Origin of the sequence: Rhizobium sp. 2YAF20 (assembly GCF_052114685.1) — a bacterium.
Lineage (GTDB): Bacteria > Pseudomonadota > Alphaproteobacteria > Rhizobiales > Rhizobiaceae > Rhizobium.
In genome coordinates this window covers 260403-275512 of record NZ_JBFRFF010000003.1, presented here as the reverse complement: position 1 = coordinate 275512, position 15110 = coordinate 260403, and the positions used below count along the sequence as shown (strand labels likewise).

Annotated in this window: 18 protein-coding genes; 8 read left to right on the top strand and 10 right to left on the bottom strand. The window is 59.8% G+C overall.

The window, feature by feature from the left end; all coding sequences use genetic code 11:
* The first annotated feature begins 102 nt into the window (after nucleotides 1–102).
* From AB4Z52_RS07385 to AB4Z52_RS07360, 6 genes are all read left to right on the top strand, one after another.
* Nucleotides 103–432: an HAD family hydrolase gene (locus AB4Z52_RS07385; protein ID WP_442217255.1), complete on the top strand. Its 330-nt coding sequence runs from the start codon at nucleotides 103–105 to the stop codon at nucleotides 430–432.
* Between the two features lie 52 nt (nucleotides 433–484).
* Nucleotides 485–1483 (top strand): alpha/beta hydrolase, encoded by a 999-nt coding sequence (locus tag AB4Z52_RS07380; protein ID WP_442217297.1) that lies wholly within the window; start codon nucleotides 485–487, stop codon nucleotides 1481–1483.
* A gap of 166 nt (nucleotides 1484–1649) precedes the next feature.
* A complete protein-coding gene (locus AB4Z52_RS07375) occupies nucleotides 1650–2891 on the top strand; it encodes an adenylate/guanylate cyclase domain-containing protein (RefSeq protein ID WP_442217254.1) in 1242 nt (413 codons plus the stop codon).
* A gap of 166 nt (nucleotides 2892–3057) precedes the next feature.
* Entirely contained in the window at nucleotides 3058–4020 is a 963-nt protein-coding gene (locus AB4Z52_RS07370; RefSeq protein ID WP_442217253.1) for a S1C family serine protease, read from the top strand.
* Nucleotides 4021–4038: 18 nt separating this feature from the next.
* Nucleotides 4039–4758, top strand: a complete 720-nt coding sequence (locus AB4Z52_RS07365; protein WP_442217252.1) for a hypothetical protein — start codon at nucleotides 4039–4041, stop codon at nucleotides 4756–4758.
* Nucleotides 4759–4790: 32 nt separating this feature from the next.
* Complete coding sequence (locus AB4Z52_RS07360; RefSeq protein ID WP_442217251.1) at nucleotides 4791–6074, top strand: cystathionine gamma-synthase family protein; 1284 nt, start codon at nucleotides 4791–4793, stop codon at nucleotides 6072–6074.
* A gap of 11 nt (nucleotides 6075–6085) precedes the next feature.
* Here the strand turns inward: AB4Z52_RS07360 and AB4Z52_RS07355 are convergent, their stop codons facing one another.
* Complete coding sequence (locus AB4Z52_RS07355; RefSeq protein ID WP_442217250.1) at nucleotides 6086–6265, bottom strand: hypothetical protein; 180 nt, start codon at nucleotides 6263–6265, stop codon at nucleotides 6086–6088.
* A gap of 98 nt (nucleotides 6266–6363) precedes the next feature.
* Nucleotides 6364–6585, bottom strand: a complete 222-nt coding sequence (locus AB4Z52_RS07350; RefSeq protein ID WP_442217249.1) for a hypothetical protein — start codon at nucleotides 6583–6585, stop codon at nucleotides 6364–6366.
* A 79-nt stretch (nucleotides 6586–6664) separates the two neighbouring features.
* Here AB4Z52_RS07350 and AB4Z52_RS07345 point away from each other — a divergent pair, with 79 nt between their 5' ends.
* Complete coding sequence (locus AB4Z52_RS07345; protein WP_442217248.1) at nucleotides 6665–7600, top strand: LysR family transcriptional regulator; 936 nt, start codon at nucleotides 6665–6667, stop codon at nucleotides 7598–7600.
* A gap of 18 nt (nucleotides 7601–7618) precedes the next feature.
* On the opposite strand, the gene AB4Z52_RS07340 is transcribed toward AB4Z52_RS07345, so the two are convergent.
* From AB4Z52_RS07340 to AB4Z52_RS07310, 7 genes are all read right to left on the bottom strand, one after another.
* Nucleotides 7619–9652, bottom strand: coding sequence for an ASKHA domain-containing protein (locus AB4Z52_RS07340; RefSeq protein ID WP_442217247.1), 2034 nt, complete (start codon nucleotides 9650–9652; stop codon nucleotides 7619–7621).
* A gap of 158 nt (nucleotides 9653–9810) precedes the next feature.
* Nucleotides 9811–10773: a methyltetrahydrofolate cobalamin methyltransferase gene (locus AB4Z52_RS07335; RefSeq protein WP_442217246.1), complete on the bottom strand. Its 963-nt coding sequence runs from the start codon at nucleotides 10771–10773 to the stop codon at nucleotides 9811–9813.
* A gap of 97 nt (nucleotides 10774–10870) precedes the next feature.
* A complete protein-coding gene (locus tag AB4Z52_RS07330; protein WP_442217245.1) occupies nucleotides 10871–11983 on the bottom strand; it encodes a methylenetetrahydrofolate reductase in 1113 nt (370 codons plus the stop codon).
* A 4-nt stretch (nucleotides 11984–11987) separates the two neighbouring features.
* Complete coding sequence (locus AB4Z52_RS07325) at nucleotides 11988–12575, bottom strand: methylenetetrahydrofolate reductase C-terminal domain-containing protein (RefSeq protein ID WP_442217244.1); 588 nt, start codon at nucleotides 12573–12575, stop codon at nucleotides 11988–11990.
* Nucleotides 12568–12870: a virulence factor gene (locus AB4Z52_RS07320; RefSeq protein ID WP_442217243.1), complete on the bottom strand. Its 303-nt coding sequence runs from the start codon at nucleotides 12868–12870 to the stop codon at nucleotides 12568–12570. Before AB4Z52_RS07320 ends, AB4Z52_RS07325 begins: the two co-directional genes overlap by 8 nt.
* Before the next feature lie 201 nt (nucleotides 12871–13071).
* On the bottom strand, nucleotides 13072–13512 hold the full coding sequence (locus AB4Z52_RS07315) for a bestrophin-like domain (RefSeq protein WP_442217242.1): 441 nt from the start codon (nucleotides 13510–13512) through the stop codon (nucleotides 13072–13074).
* Nucleotides 13457–14098: a DUF1638 domain-containing protein gene (locus tag AB4Z52_RS07310; RefSeq protein WP_442217241.1), complete on the bottom strand. Its 642-nt coding sequence runs from the start codon at nucleotides 14096–14098 to the stop codon at nucleotides 13457–13459. The genes AB4Z52_RS07315 and AB4Z52_RS07310 overlap by 56 nt, the downstream gene beginning before the upstream one ends.
* A 20-nt stretch (nucleotides 14099–14118) precedes the next feature.
* On the opposite strand from AB4Z52_RS07310, the gene AB4Z52_RS07305 reads away from it, so the two are divergent.
* Nucleotides 14119–14277 carry an entericidin gene (locus AB4Z52_RS07305; RefSeq protein ID WP_442217240.1) on the top strand — a complete coding sequence of 53 codons (159 nt, stop codon included), beginning with the start codon at nucleotides 14119–14121 and terminating at the stop codon, nucleotides 14275–14277.
* A gap of 52 nt (nucleotides 14278–14329) precedes the next feature.
* On the opposite strand, the gene AB4Z52_RS07300 is transcribed toward AB4Z52_RS07305, so the two are convergent.
* Nucleotides 14330–15028 carry a corrinoid protein gene (locus AB4Z52_RS07300; RefSeq protein WP_442217239.1) on the bottom strand — a complete coding sequence of 233 codons (699 nt, stop codon included), beginning with the start codon at nucleotides 15026–15028 and terminating at the stop codon, nucleotides 14330–14332.
* Between the last annotated feature and the right edge of the window lie 82 nt (nucleotides 15029–15110).

The following is a 15110-nucleotide window of genomic DNA, read 5'->3' as shown; positions in this document are numbered from 1 at the left end:
CGCTACCGCCCGCATCGGTGATCCTATGCTATTGGCTCGGTGGCGCATTTCTGATCGCTTGCAAACGCCTATCCGAATATCGCGAAATCAGCGCCTCACACGGTGTCGATCCTCTCCGATTACGCAGCGGCAAGGAAACTCGAAGCGCTCGAATTGCGCGCCGATTTCATCGTGTCGGCGCAAGATGCGATCGTAGGCCGGCTCAAGCCCCATCCGCGCCGGGTCGAGGTATTGATGTCTCTTGCCAGGGTCGCGCCCGAGGAAACTTGCCTCATCGGTGACCGGATCGAGCGGGACGGCCTGGCGGCTCAGCGCGCCGGCGCTGCTTGGCTTATCAGGTCGTCGAGGTCTTTAACGGGCTGGCATACCTTTGCCCACTATCAGGCGTCACTTTTCAGTGATTTACTTTCTTGGCTCGATGATATTTTCTGAAGTCACTTGAGGAACTGGGGGGACGTCGTTGATATCAAGCCAAATACTGTTGATGCTGAGGGTATCCGCCGTCGCTGTATTCCTGGCGACTGGCTTGATATCGTCCGCACTGGCACTGGACGAGGCTGCCCAGACACCGGCCTCGCAAGAGCAGGTCAAGAAGCTGGTAGCACTTTGGCATCAGCACATGGACGGGGCACATACGCTGATCGAACAACGGTCGGCCTTTGAGAAATTCATGGATTCGACGCCGCAGCCGACACGCGTCCAGATCAAGCGTGTCGATGCCGACGGCGTCGAGGGTGATCTCATGTGGCCGGCGCGACTTCACCATGCGATCGGCACGCGCGCGATCCTCTACATTCACGGCGGCGGTTTCTTCAGCGGTTCGCCGCGTAGCGACAGGGCATTGGCCGGCACGCTTGCAAAGGCTGCATCTGCCGACGTTCTGTTGATCGACTACCGGCGAACGCCGGAATACCAGTTCCCCGCGCAGATCGACGATGCGCTCAACGCCTATCGATGGCTGCTTGAATCCGGCTATCGCAACGACAATATCGTCATTGTCGGGGTGCAGGTCGGAGGGACGATCGCGATCGGAACCACACTTCGCCAGATGCAGGTGAATGGTCCGCTGCCGGCCGCCGTCATTGTTATGAGCCCGATCACCGATTTCGCCGCAACCGGCGCCTCGTTGGATGGCAACGCCGATAGCGATCCCCTGTTTGGCAAGTCTGAGTTCGATGCCCTGCGAAAGGCCTATCTTGAAAAGCATTCCCCGACCGATCCGGCGGTATCGCCGCTCTATGCCGATTTGTCGGGTTTCCCACCGCTTTTGATGCAGGTCGGATCGCACGAGACGCTAAGGGACGACACATTGCGGCTGGCAAGCAAGGCGCAAACGGCGGGCGTCGACGTCACCACCGAGGTCTGGGCCGGCATGGTCCATCAGTGGCAATTGTTTCCGTTCTGGCTGGACGACGCACGCCGGGCGAACCAGAAGGTCGCCGAGTTCGCCATAGCGCATTTTGCCGACAAGCCCCAGGAATAAGGACCGGTCTGGGGGATGCATTTTGGCGCAAACCGTGATGAGGCTGGTCGGGCTGGCCGATGTGTTGGACGCACCCTATATAATCGCGGCCGGTTAATCAGATGTCGGCGAAATCTCGTCCTGCCGTCAGAGCGCTCGCAGAGCGTGGCCATAGCGGAGCATTATAATGTCAGTCATTCTCGGATCAACCCAGCGATCGGACCTCGCGGAAAGCGGCACCTGGCCGATACAGAGACGGCGGACGCTCGACTGGCTCGTCAACGAGACGCGCAACGAGCGATTTATCGATAACATATTGGTTGCGATGAGCCAGCGGCTGATTTTGGATGGGGTTCCGATCGCCCGTGCATCGATGCATTTTCAAACCAATCACCCTCAGTGGAGGGGCGCGCGGATTTTGTGGAATGCCGGCATGGAGGAGGCTGCGATCACCACCTTTGCCTACGGCACAGAGACCACTCCGCAGTTCCTGAACAGCCCCTTGAACGAGGTATTCAGCGGCGCCGACGAGGTTCGACAGAGTTTTGAAGGCATGGCCGAAGGCAAGGCGAAGTACGGTCTCTACGAGGAACTTCGTCGCGACGGCATCACAGACTATGTAGCTTGGCCGATGAAGTTCACGCTCGACAAGCTGCACATCGTTTCCTTCGCCACCGACAGGCCGGGCGGCTTTTCGGACGAGCATATCAGCCTGCTGAAAGACCTGCTGCCGGCGCTGACTATCGTCACGGAAATCAGGCTGAAGAACATCATGGCGCGAACGCTGCTCGAGACGTATGTCGGGCCGCATGCGAGCGAGCAGATCCTTGCGGGAGCGACGACGAGAGGCAGCGGCGCGACCGTCAGCGCGGCGATCATGATATGCGATCTCCGCGATTTTACGGCACTTTCGGATCTGTGGCCCCGCGACGACGTCATCGAGCTCCTGAATGGATATTTCGACGCGCTGTCCGAACCGATCGAAAAGCACGGCGGGGAAATTCTGAAGTTCATGGGCGACGGCCTGCTTGCGATCTTCCCGCTCGCCAAGCCCGATGCCTGCGCCAATCTGCTGCTCGCCATCCAGGAAGGGCAGGCGGCAATGGAGCTCCTGAATGCCGAAAATCGCGAAAAGTCGCGTCCCATGCTCGGTTACGGCGTCGGCGTAAATGTCGGTGATGTCATGTACGGCAATATCGGCTCGCGAAAACGTCTTGATTTCACGGTAATCGGACCCGCGGTCAACGTGGCATCGCGACTGGAAACACTGACAAAGGAACTCAAACGGCCCGTGCTGCTTTCAAAGGCCTTTGTCGACATGCTTGGAAGCGATGTGTCGCTTGACAGTCTGGGCTCCTATCCCCTGCGCGGCCTTGGCGCCCCGGTCGACGTGTTTGCACTGCGGAGCGGCACTGCGGACCGCAGGTAAGTGCTGCCGCGCTTGCCGGCCGGTGGCTTGAATCAAGCTCTGGGCATTTCCATCTTAGAGATAAGTTCTGTGACCGTGACTGTGACCGCTCCTGCGCTCTTGTCCTCGGCAAGCTTTCGCGGCTGCATTTTGCGATGGCGCAAGGGGGCCATCCAAGGAGACCCAGATGGGATTTATCAACAAGGAAATACTGCCGGCTGCGGACGGCGAGTTGCTTGATGCTTACTCGAATTCACTTTCCCAGGCAGTCGATCTCGTCGGTCCGGCCGTCAGCCGCATCGAAAGGGTTGGAGGGCAGGGTGGTCATGGCTCTGGCTTTGCCGTTTCACCTGACGGCTTGATCGTCACCAACAACCACGTCGTCGACGACGCAAGGATTGTCCGTATCAAGACGCCTGACGGCTTTGTGACGGAGGGGCGGGTGCTCGGCCGCGACCCGGATACCGACATCGCCCTCATCAGAGCCAACAACAGCGTCGGAGCCTGGGCTCGTCTTGGCGATTCCAAGCGGCTGAAGCGCGGGCACATCGCCATCGCCATCGGAAATCCGCTCGGGTTCGAATGGACAGTCACCGCCGGGATAATCTCGGCGCTCGGGCGCTCCATGCGCGCTGCCAACGGCCGGCTGATCGACGACGTCATCCAGACGGATGCAGCGCTCAACCCCGGCAATTCCGGCGGCCCCCTTGTGTCGTCCAACGGCGAGATCGTCGGCGTCAACACGGCCGTCATCCAAGGTGCGCAGAGCATTGCCTTTGCGGTTGCCTCCAATACGGCCAATTTCGTCATCTCGGAGATATTGCGGTTCGGCCGGGTGCGCCATGCCTATATCGGTGTCGCGGCGGATACTATAGATCTGCACCGCCGGGTGGCACTGCATGCAGGCGTCGCCCAGACGACGTCGGTTCGGCTTCGGCGACTTGAACCGAGCAGTCCTGCCGATCGCGGTGGCCTCCAGGAAGGCGATGTGATTCTCGCGATAAATGGGATGCCCGTTGCCGGAGTCGACGATCTGGTGCGGATGATGGACGGTGACAGGATCGGCCAGGAGACTGAATTTCTTGTCTTTTCTGTGCAGGGACTGATCGAGAAAAAATTTGTCACACCAACGGATCGACCTTCGTTGTAGTGTAGTGACGCGATACGAATGAGGTTTGATTTGTGGCAGTTCTTTGAGACTACGCAGGGCAGCATTATACTCGGCGCACTGATCGGTGCCGGCGGCATAACGATTGGGCAACTCCTTTTAAAATCATCGGCTTTGACAGGGTTTGTCCGTCAGCCTCGCCCGGCGCGGACGAACGAGGCCCGGGCTCTGGCGATGCGGGTGGTACTTGCATTGGACGATCTTGTCGGCGGGTGCCACAGCGCGGCGATCGACGCCCCGGAATTCAACCCCGCCGATCTCGGTGACTTCGTTCTCCATACCGACAATCCGACGCTCGTCCTGCCCAGGGATGCCGACTGGAGCTTGCTGACCCCGGATTTGGCTGAAGACATCCAATGGATGCCCAACAGGCTGAGGAATATCATCGACGCCCTGGAATCGCTGGATGTCAGCCCACCGGAGTTCGATGACTTCTTCCTCCACCGACAGGCGGATTATTCACGGCTTGGGCTAAAGGCGATGGATCTCATCGACAGGATATGCCTGGAATACGGCATCGAGCAGCCGGAACGGATGGCCTATTATCATCCGCGCGAAACCTTCGAGGAAGGCGTCGCGCTGGCTGCCGATTTCTCGGATCGCCGCCGCAGGTCGCAGCGCAATGCTTCGGGCAGCGCTTCGAATGTCACGCCGTTGTTCGGAGTAAGCAGCCGGGAGGAGAGGGCGCCAAAGCCGCCGGAGATCGATCCGGGGATTTGAGCTCTTGACGTTTGCTGACAGGAGGATCGAACATGACTGCGCCGCATCCATCGAAGACGCATATCGGCAATCACAAGCTCCATCCCGAAACGCAGATGCTGAACTACGGCTATGATCCGGAGCTATCGGAAGGCGCCGTCAAGCCACCGGTTTTCCTGACATCGACCTTTGTCTTTAAATCCGCCGAGGAAGGACGGGACTTTTTTGATTTCGTTTCCGGCCGGCGCGAGCCGCCGGCGGGAACCGGTGCGGGGCTCGTCTATTCCCGGTTCAACCACCCAAACAGTGAGATCGTCGAGGACCGGCTGGCCGTCTACGAGGGCACCGAAAGCGGCGTATTGTTCTCTTCCGGCATGTCGGCGATAGCGACCACGCTGCTGGCTTTCGTTCGGCCCGGCGACGCCATCCTGCATTCGCAACCCCTTTACGGCGGCACGGAAACGCTGCTGGCGAAGACCTTTCTGAATATGGGCGTTGCGGCGGTCGGTTTTTCCGATGGGGTAAGTGAAAGCTCCGTCGAGGCGGCGGCTAAGGAGGCGATGGCAAAGGGTCGTGTGTCGATGATCCTGATCGAAACGCCTGCCAACCCGACGAACAGCCTGGTCGATGTGGCGATGATCCGCCGGATCGCCGATGAGATTGGCAAGCAGCAGGGTCACGTTCCGATCATCGCATGCGACAACACCCTTCTCGGACCGGTCTTTCAGCGGCCGATCGAGCACGGCGCCGATATTTCCCTCTATTCGCTGACGAAATATGTCGGCGGCCATTCCGATCTCATCGCCGGTGCCGCTCTCGGGCCGAAGGCAACCATGAAGCAGGTGAAGGCGTTGCGAGGGGCGATCGGCACCCAGCTAGACCCGCATTCCTGCTGGATGCTTGGAAGATCGCTGGAAACGCTCAGCATTCGCATGGAGAGAGCCAACAGCAATGCGCGGATCGTGGCCGATTTCTTGCGCGATCATCCAAAGGTGCAGGGAACGCACTACCTGCCTTACCACGATCCGGAATCGCCGGTCGGCAAAACCTTCGCAAGCCAATGCACCGGTGCCGGATCGACCTTTTCGTTCGATATTCGCGGCGGCCAGCCTGCTTCCTTCAAATTCCTCAACGCACTTCAGATATTCAAGTTGGCCGTCAGCCTCGGTGGCACGGAATCGCTGGCCAGCCATCCGGCGACCATGACACATTCCGGCGTGCCGGAGGAATTGCGGCGGCGGATCGGGGTTCTCGATACGACAATCCGCCTGTCGATTGGAATAGAGCATCCGGACGATCTCGTCGCCGATTTGACGATCGCATTGGATGCTGCCTGAAACGACCTCCTTCACTGGCCCTTGGCGGGCTTCCTGACGTGGCCCGGGGCGATCGGATCGCTGCCGGGGAAGGTTTCTTCCAGCGCCTCTTCGAGATAGTCCTCCTGCTCCTGCCAATCCTTTTGCGACTGATCAGGGTCGATCTGCTTAGAGGGCTTCGAATTTTTGACAACGTTTTTTTCGGATGTCATTTGTTCGGCTCCGTTGACGTGCTTCAACAGGTCGCAACAATAGTACCAGGCTGCGACATTGTCGTGTTGCTCGTAACGGGAAAGGTCGCCAAAAATAGCTAGTGCGCCACTTTCAGTGAAATCAATGGTTTAGCCTGTTCGCTTTCACCGCGTCTTGGAGGCAATCGATCCGAAGGCAGGCCGCGCGCGTTTACGTCGTCGATGAGATGCCGGGGCAGGCGCGCCATCTCCTTGAGCGTATGCTGCTTGGTGTGACGCACCATCCTTGCCCTGACATGCGTGAATAGGTCGAAAATATCTCGAATTGTCTCGGCAACCATAGTGAAACTCCTTTTCGGCTGTCCGTTCTGGTCTCTATAGTTTCGAATATGAGCATGCGTTGACAATCAGACAAACGAAATGATATGGTGTATAAGATCAGAAAAATTGAAAGATGAGACGATGACTTTTCCTCTTCGCCGTCCCATACCGCTGCTCGACAACGACGTGCTGCGGACCTTCGTCGCTATCGCCGAAACCGGCAATTTTTCCACCGCCGCCGATGCGGTGTTCCGCACGCCATCTGCCGTCTCGATGCAGATCAAAAAGCTGGAAGAACAGCTTGGCGTCACACTGTTCCTGCGCGACGCGCGTTCGGTCAGCCTGACGCACCATGGCGAGATGCTGTTGTCCTACGCCCGCAACATGCTGGCGCTTTCCAACGAGGCGGTTTCGCGTTTCATCATGCCCGAACTCAGCGGCGTTGTTCGTCTTGGCGCGCCCGATGATATTGGCGAGCGCCTGCTTCCGAGCATCCTCAAAAGCTTCGCTGCGACCTATCCCGGCATCATGGTCGATGTGACCGTCGACATGAGCATCGGGCTGAAGAAGCGCATCGAGGAGCAGCGGTTGGATCTGGCGCTGATCAACTGCGCGACGCGGCCGGTTCCGACCGGAGGTGAGATAATCTACAACGAGAGGGTCGTCTGGGCTGGTGCGAAATGCGGCTCCGCGTATCGTCGCGATCCGCTACCGATCTCGATCTGGGAAGAGGGCTGCATCTGGCGTTCCGATGCGCTGACACAGCTTCAAAACAACAAGCGCAACTACCGCGTCGCCTTCTTGAGCGCCCATACGATGGCACAGCGAGCGGCCGTCGTCTCCGATCTGGCGATTGCGCCGTTCCCGCGCTCCTACGTGACCGAGGACATGACGATCCTCGGCCCGAACGAGGGCCTGCCGGAACTCAACACTTTTGATATCAGGCTTTTGACCGCTTCGCAGATGACCGGGCCGATGGCAGCCGTGGCCGACAGTATCCGCTACGCGTTCGGCGAACTAGCGCGCGCTGCCTAAGTTTGCGGACCTGAAAAGCTATTCGCGATTGCGGCGTCGGCGGCGTCCGCCGCCCTCGCTGCCGTCGTCGCCTTTCGCCTTTCGCTCGGGAAGTGTCACCACTTTTGAAAGCTCCGGAAAAGCGTCCACCTTGTTGGGCAAGGCCATGGCGAAGACGAAATGCTCTTGAAACTTTGATTCAAGCGCCGTCTCTATCTTCTCGATTTTGCTGACGGTTTCTTCGATCTCGCGGCGGTAGTCGCGGTTCAGCAGCGCCATTCGGGCGCCGGTGCCGGCAGCATTGCCGACCGCTTTGACCTTGTCGAGCGGGCAATCCGGAATGAGACCCAGCACCATCGCGTACATCGGGTCGATGAATGTGCCGAAGGCACCGGCAAGGCCGATGCGGTCGACATGGTCGATGCCCTGCTTGTCCATCAGCAACTTGACGCCGGCATAGAGCGCCGCCTTTGCAAGCTGGATAGCCCGCACGTCATTCTGCGTCACCGATATACGCGGCTCGCCGTCCTGGAGCAGATAGGAGTACGTTCTACCGGTTTGCAGGATGCGCGGTGAGCGGGCGGCCAGCGCGCCGTCTATAACACCGTCCTCAGAGATGATGCCTGCCAAAAACATTTCGGCGACGACCTCGATGATGCCCGAGCCGCAGATGCCGGTCACGCGAATGTCTTTCGCAGCTTCCGCAAATCCCGGCTCGTCCGACCAGGGTTCGATGCCGATGACGCGGTAGCGCGGTTCCAGCGTGACGGGATTAATGCGGACGCGCTCGATGGCGCCGGGGGCTGCCCGCTGGCCAGACGAGATTTCGGCGCCCTCGAAGGCTGGGCCTGTCGGCGAGGAGGCAGCGACGACGCGCTGCCGGTTGCCGAGCACGATCTCGGCGTTGGTGCCGATATCGACGAGAAGCATCATCTCGTCCTGGCGATGCGGACCTTCGGTCAGCGTTGCCGCCGCGGCATCGGCGCCAACATGGCCGGCGATGCAGGGGAGCATGTAGACGCGGGTGCCGGCATTCATCGGCAGGCCGACCTCGGCCGATTTGAGATGGACTGAGCCGGAAACGGCAAGCGCAAACGGCGCGCCGCCGAGCTCGGTCGGGTCGATGCCGAGGAAAAGATGGTGCATGATCGGATTGCCGACGAAGACGGCGTCCAGAATGTCCTGTCGCGAAATGCCGCCATCGGCGCAGACCTTGTCGATCAGCCCGTTCAGCGCCTCGCGCACGGCATTGGTCATGCCTTGGCGACCATCGGGGTTCATCATGACGTATGAGACGCGGCTCATCAGATCCTCGCCGAAGCGGATCTGCGGATTGGAAGTCCCTGCGGAGGCGACCGTGCGGCCGGACAGCAGCGATGACAGATGCATGGCGATCGTCGTCGAGCCGATGTCGCAGGCAATGCCGTAGGCTTCGTTTTTCAGGCCCGGATAAAGCGCTATGACGCGCGGCCGGTCACCTTTTTCCTCGTCCTTGTAGATCGCGGCGGTGACCTTCCATTCGCCCTTGCGCAGGATCGATTGAACTTGAGGGATCAGATGGAAATCGACATCGAGGTTTTCGTATTTCCAGTCATTGGTGATGGCGAGTTTCAGGCGGTCGAGGTCACCGAGCGGCTTATGCATGTCGGGCTCCTCGACCTCGACGTAGCACATATGAACCGCGGCATTGCGCTCGATCACGCGGCCGTCCGAATCCTTGCGGACGACCTGTGCGTTGATGACCGTATCCTGGGGCACGTCGATGACGAGGTCGCCGAGGATCTGGGCCGAGCAGGAAAGCCGGCGGCCGTCGGGCAGCTCGCGCACCTCGGCATAGCGCTGCTCCTTGGGGCCGATCGGCGAAAGATGGTCGTTTGCCGAGACGATCTTGTGCTTGGCGAAATTGCCTTCCTGCACCGAGACCTGGCAACGCCCGCACGTGGCCCTTCCACCGCAGACACTTTCGACATAGACGCCAAGCTGACGCGCTGCTTCAAGCACCGGCATGCCGAGGGGAAAACGGCCGCGCTTGCCGGAGGGCATGAACAAAACGAGGGCGTCTTTATCGGTCATTATGGTGCTTTCAGGCGGTGTGTCTATTTCATTTCACCCTCCCCTTGAGGGGAAGGGTCGGCACGCAGTGCCGGGGTGGGGTGATCGATTGCAACACCCAATGGTCACCCCCGCCCGCGCGTTCCGCGCGACCTCCCCATCAAGGGGGAGGTGAAGGATTATTCTGTCGCTGCACCCGCGCCCGCCCGTGCAGCCCGGCCGCCGCGGCGGCCGCTGCTGGCGCCGGGGGCTTGGGTGGAGGCGGCGGCTCCGGCTTCCGCCGGCTTGTAGTCGCGGTAGGTCATGATCCAGTTGCCACAATTCTGGTCGGTGCCGTTGAGAACGTTGGCGGCGCGGACAGCTTCCATTTCCTGTGGTCGGCACGGGTTCATGATCGCCGAGGTCATGCCGGCGCCGATCACCATCGGAATGAAGCCGGCATTGATGCCGTGGCGATGCGGCAGGCCGAATGAGATGTTGGAGAGGCCGCAGGTGGTGTTGACCTTCAATTCGTTGCGAAGGCGATGGAGCAGCGCGAAGACCTGGCGGCCTGCGTCTCCAAGAGCGCCGATCGGCATGACCAGCGGGTCGACGATGATGTCGTGCGGCTTGATTCCGTGGTCCATCGCCCGCTCGACAATTTTCTTGGCGACCGCAAAGCGAACGTCAGGGTCCATCGAAATCCCGGTCTCGTCGTTGGAGATGGCAACGACCGGCACGTCGTATTTCTTGACCAGCGGCAGGATGGCCTCGAGCTTCTCTTCCTCTCCGGTGACGGAATTGACCAACGGCCGGCCCTTGGCGACCCTGAGCGCCGCCTCGATGGCGGCCGTGACCGAGCTGTCGATCGATAGCGGAACGTCGACAAGGCCCTGGACGATCTGCAGTGTTTGCACCAGCAGGCCCGGTTCGGTTTCGTTCGGATTGACTGACGTGACGCCGGCATTGACGTCGAGCATGGTCGCGCCCGCCGCCACCTGTTCCAACGCGTCGCGGATGACCGTGTCGAAATTGCCGACGATCATTTCCGCTGCGAGCTTCTTGCGCCCCGTCGGATTGATGCGTTCGCCGATCACGCAGAACGGCTGATCGAAGCCGATGATGATTTCGCGAGTGGCTGAAGCAACGATGGTGCGCGTCATGTCTGATCCTCTGGTCAAGGGCTCGATAGAGCGTGTCTATCGTGCCGCGATGGGTGTTACAAGCAGGCCAGCTCCTCCACCGGACTGTCCCGAATATTCAGTTTGCCTGGGTCGGGTGAGGCGGGTGATGAGCGGCAAGTTCCGCCATCTCCTGCTGATTTTCCGGCCGGCCCTCGCGGATGTATTCGCGGCGTTCGGCAACGATCGCGTCGTCGCGCGCTGCCTCGCGCTGCCAGGGGCGGCGGCCCTTTAGAACGCCGCTGTCATGCACCATTTCGGCGACATATTCTTCCTGACGGTAAGCCATGACGTGGATGCCGGAAACGCCTGCAATGTCTTTCACCTCGTTGATGATGTCGATGCAGAGCTGCTTGCCTTCCTTCTTCTGGTCCTCGGCTCCCTCGATACGCTTGATGATCGCATCCGGGATGTGAACGCCGGGAACGTTCGAGCGCATCCAGCGCGCGGTTCTGGCCGATGCCAACGGACCGACGCCGACGAGGATGAAGCATTTCTCGTCGAGGCCGAGATCGCGGACCTTCTTCATGTATTCGCGAAACATCGCAACGTCGTAGCAGTACTGGCTCTGGACGAACTGGGCGCCGGCCTCGATCTTCTTCGCCAGCCGATAGGGACGGAAATCGTAAGGCGGTGCGAAGGGGTTGATGGCAGCACCGAGGAAGACCTGCGGTGGCTTTGTCAACTTGCGGCCTGACAGGAACTTGCCGTTGTCACGCATGATCCTGACGGTTTCGAGCAGCGACATGCAATCGAGATCGAAGACTGGCTTTGCTCCCGGCTGGTCGCCGGCCTGAACGCCGTCGCCCGTCAGGCACATCATGTTGGCGACGCCCATGGCCGCCGCCCCCAGCACGTCGCCCTGGATGGCGATGCGGTTCTTGTCGCGGCAGGCGATCTGCATGATCGGAGCGTAGCCGATGCGCGTCAGCAACGCGCAGATGCCGACCGACGACATGTGGCAATTGGCGCCTGAGGCATCGACGGCATTGATGCCGTCTACCCAGCCGTTGAAGATCGAGGCGCGCTCGTAGACGTCCTCTGGATCGGCGCTGTCGGGCGGGTTCAGTTCGGCTGTCACTGCAAATTCACCGCGGCGAAGCACGCGCTCCAGCCGCCCAAGCGAGGAGTGGCCGGGCAGGGGATCAAGCGGCAGGTGGACGCCAAGCGGGTTTTCGTCGATATGCGCCATGCCGTCAGGTTTCCTTGACCGGGGCTGCGACCGGGGCAGCGCGGGCAGCGGCCGCCTCTGCCGTGACGCGCAGCCATGACGAGGTTTCGCGTAGCGACTGGTTCACTGGCTTTTGGATGTTCATGATCCGGTCGCCCCCGTCCATGTTGCGGGAACCGTTCCACGCCTGCACCCAGACGCAGGGCATATCGGGCTCGACCTCGCAGTTGCCATTGGCCCGGACGCCGCCGCAGGGGCCGTTGCGCAGCTGCTTCGGACAGTTCATCGGACACGACATCCCCGTCGACGACAGTGCGCATTGGCCGCACATCCGGCAGTCGAACAGGAAGCCCTTCACATGTCGCTCGACGAAAGTGATCGGTCGTTCGACGCGGTCGTAGCCGAGTGCCTTCCAGAGCGGATGCAGCAGCAGGAAAGTGTCGGCGAAACGGTGATAGAACCATTCGAGAAAGCGCGAATGGCGGACTGCCCAAAGGCGAACGGTGTATTTGTGGCGCGAACGCCGGCTCGGTGAAACACCCGCCGGTGTGAAGGCGCCAGTAGCGGCCTTTGAGGCGGGCGCTGCGTTGCCGGACCGCTGCTTGTCAGCCATTGTCGCGGCCTCCCGATTTGACAAGCGCGATCAGTCGCTCACGATCGAAGGTGCTTTCGAGCTCGGAAGCTGCTTTGTCGGCTTCCGCTTCCAGATCGTCGGAGACGGGAACGGGGTCGGCTTTGCGCCACTCGGCAAGATAGTCGTCGGTTTCTGCCGCGCCGGTGCGCATGGCGCACATGTCGATTGCCTCGGTAAAGCGCAGCGACAGCTCGCGCTTGGCAGTCTTGCGGCCCTGCTTGATGATGACCTGCGCTGGTATATCGCGCCAATAGACCACAATGCGATCTGCCATGCGACGTCTCTCCTCTTTCCTGCAGCATGCACGTGCCTGCCGTTGCGGACTGCGCTCGCCACGACGCTACCCATGCCGAAATACGACGCGCATGTCCTGCCCGCGCCGATTTCATCATTTCAGGTGAGCGGCCAAGGAAAAGCAATGGGGCGCCGCCGGATTAAGCGCATGTCGTTGTCAAAGATGCATCTGCGCCAATCCCTATTGAAGCGGCGCACTCGAGATTCGGATAGGGCCTGAAAACGGGATATCCATGCCGAGGATTAGATAGAGCCAGTTGGAAATCAAAAGGGCCGCGAGCACGAATGTGATCACGACTTTGTTTCGCGGCGTAGGATAGCCGTAGCTGGTAAATATCAGGACCAGCCATGCGACGAGCGTGGCAATGATCGGCGCGGGGGCCGTGCCTTCGTCGTGTTTGCCGATGACCCCGCTGCTCGATGATTTTTTGATGCTTTTGCTGTGCGATAGCCGGGAGGTCGATTGTTTCGCATCCGTGGGCTTGATGACTGCCAGGCTGCCGCCGACGTCGTCAAAGAACCGCTCCGATGTACTATCGCTAGGCAAAATGGATCTTATTTCAAAATCAAATGGCCAATAATTCAGTGGCGAGATCGCCATAGCTGGTAAAGCGGTATTCATATTCAAGGCCAAGATAGTCGGCGGCCTCTTTCGCCTTTTTCTGAAGGGTCTCGTCTTCTTCCTGGGAAAGGTAGATCAGCTTCTTGTAATTGCCAAAATACATTTCCTTGAGCTCGGGGTGCCGGTCGAGGCCGAGCGGCTGAATGACGAAGGCCTCGAACTGGCGCGCAAGAAAGTCGGTCAGGAAGAACGCCGTAAAATCCTGATCGGCTCGCGCGGCAAATTCCTCGTTTCCGGCAAAGAAGGAGTAACAGTGCGGCCCTGAGAGGCGCTCTATGCCTTCTCGCTCGCAGATCTTGTCGATATCGCCGCCCGTGCCGCAATCGGCGTAGCCTATGAAGATCTTCTCGAAGCCGTTGGCGCGCGCTTCCGCTATCGCCTGCTCCAGGGCCGGTGCGATCTTTTGCGGGTAGGAATGATAGATCGCGGGAAGACAGTGCAGATCGATGTGATCGAGGCCGTTGATTCGGCTGATCGCCAATACCTCGCGCGCAATTGCGCCGCACGCAATTACATGAACTTTTTGCAATCTCGCGCGTTTATGCGTCGGAAGGTTCACTTCTGCCTTATTCCCAGCAAAACCCATATCACGAAGGACTCCCGACCATGTCAGCATCGACCCTCGCAAAAGTAAGCGCCGCTTGCGTCGCTCTCATGCTACTCGCTTCCTGCGCCAACACAATCAAAGGCATGGGCAAGGATACGGCCAATACCGTGAACGCAACCCAATCGGCAGGCCACACCGTCAAGAAGTCCGTCCAATAGTCAATTGTGAATTCGGCTGCGGCTTTTAAAGGCCGCGGCCGAATTGATTTCGTCAGCCAGCGGCGAGGCTGTTGTGCTTGCGCTTCATGAAGTCTTTGGCAGTTTCGACGGCGACGGCTGCATCGCGGCAGTAGGCATCGGCGCCCACGGCTTTGCCGAATTCCTCGTTGAGAGGCGCGCCGCCGACAAGCACGACATAGTCGTCGCGCATTCCTTTTTCCTTGAGCGTATCGATGACGACTTTCATGTAGGGCATCGTCGTGGTCAGAAGCGCCGACATGCCGAGGATATCGGGTTTTTCGCGCTCGATGGCGTCAAGATAGTTCTCGACCGGATTGTTGATGCCGAGGTCGATGACGTCGAAGCCGGCGCCTTCCATCATCATGCCGACGAGGTTCTTGCCGATATCGTGGATGTCGCCCTTGACCGTTCCGATGACCATCTTTCCCTGCTTGGGAGCACCGGTTGCCGCCAGAAGCGGGCGCAGAATGTGCATCCCGGCCTTCATGGCGTTGGCGGAGAGCAGGACTTCCGGCACGAACAGGATGCCGTCGCGAAAATCGATACCGACAATGCGCATGCCTTCGACCAGCGCCTGGGTCAGGACATCGTAAGGCACCCAGCCGCGTGCGATCAGGATGTTGGTGCCTTCCTCGACCTCTTCCTTCATGCCGTCGTAAAGATCATCATGCATCTGCTGCACGAGTTCTTCGTCAGAAAGTTCCGAGAGAATGATGTCGTCGTCAGCCATGATCTCCATCCCATTTTGGTGCGCCGCATCAGCGCCTTGCAGAATCCGTGCGTCGGCTGCTTCCTATAAAAGACTGCCTGAA

Coding starts and splice junctions, on each gene's coding strand:
- AB4Z52_RS07380 (WP_442217297.1), top strand. CDS start 485: ATGCTGAGGGTATCCGCCGTCGCTGTATTCCTGGCGACTGGCTTGATA.
- AB4Z52_RS07315 (WP_442217242.1), bottom strand. CDS start 13,512: ATGAATACCGCTTTACCAGCTATGGCGATCTCGCCACTGAATTATTGG.
- AB4Z52_RS07335 (WP_442217246.1), bottom strand. CDS start 10,773: ATGACGCGCACCATCGTTGCTTCAGCCACTCGCGAAATCATCATCGGC.
- AB4Z52_RS07320 (WP_442217243.1), bottom strand. CDS start 12,870: ATGGCAGATCGCATTGTGGTCTATTGGCGCGATATACCAGCGCAGGTC.
- AB4Z52_RS07305 (WP_442217240.1), top strand. CDS start 14,119: ATGTCAGCATCGACCCTCGCAAAAGTAAGCGCCGCTTGCGTCGCTCTC.
- AB4Z52_RS07355 (WP_442217250.1), bottom strand. CDS start 6,265: ATGACATCCGAAAAAAACGTTGTCAAAAATTCGAAGCCCTCTAAGCAG.
- AB4Z52_RS07300 (WP_442217239.1), bottom strand. CDS start 15,028: ATGGCTGACGACGACATCATTCTCTCGGAACTTTCTGACGAAGAACTC.
- AB4Z52_RS07375 (WP_442217254.1), top strand. CDS start 1,650: ATGTCAGTCATTCTCGGATCAACCCAGCGATCGGACCTCGCGGAAAGC.
- AB4Z52_RS07365 (WP_442217252.1), top strand. CDS start 4,039: ATGAGGTTTGATTTGTGGCAGTTCTTTGAGACTACGCAGGGCAGCATT.
- AB4Z52_RS07360 (WP_442217251.1), top strand. CDS start 4,791: ATGACTGCGCCGCATCCATCGAAGACGCATATCGGCAATCACAAGCTC.
- AB4Z52_RS07310 (WP_442217241.1), bottom strand. CDS start 14,098: ATGGGTTTTGCTGGGAATAAGGCAGAAGTGAACCTTCCGACGCATAAA.
- AB4Z52_RS07345 (WP_442217248.1), top strand. CDS start 6,665: ATGATATGGTGTATAAGATCAGAAAAATTGAAAGATGAGACGATGACT.
- AB4Z52_RS07350 (WP_442217249.1), bottom strand. CDS start 6,585: ATGGTTGCCGAGACAATTCGAGATATTTTCGACCTATTCACGCATGTC.
- AB4Z52_RS07325 (WP_442217244.1), bottom strand. CDS start 12,575: ATGGCTGACAAGCAGCGGTCCGGCAACGCAGCGCCCGCCTCAAAGGCC.
- AB4Z52_RS07340 (WP_442217247.1), bottom strand. CDS start 9,652: ATGACCGATAAAGACGCCCTCGTTTTGTTCATGCCCTCCGGCAAGCGC.
- AB4Z52_RS07370 (WP_442217253.1), top strand. CDS start 3,058: ATGGGATTTATCAACAAGGAAATACTGCCGGCTGCGGACGGCGAGTTG.
- AB4Z52_RS07330 (WP_442217245.1), bottom strand. CDS start 11,983: ATGGCGCATATCGACGAAAACCCGCTTGGCGTCCACCTGCCGCTTGAT.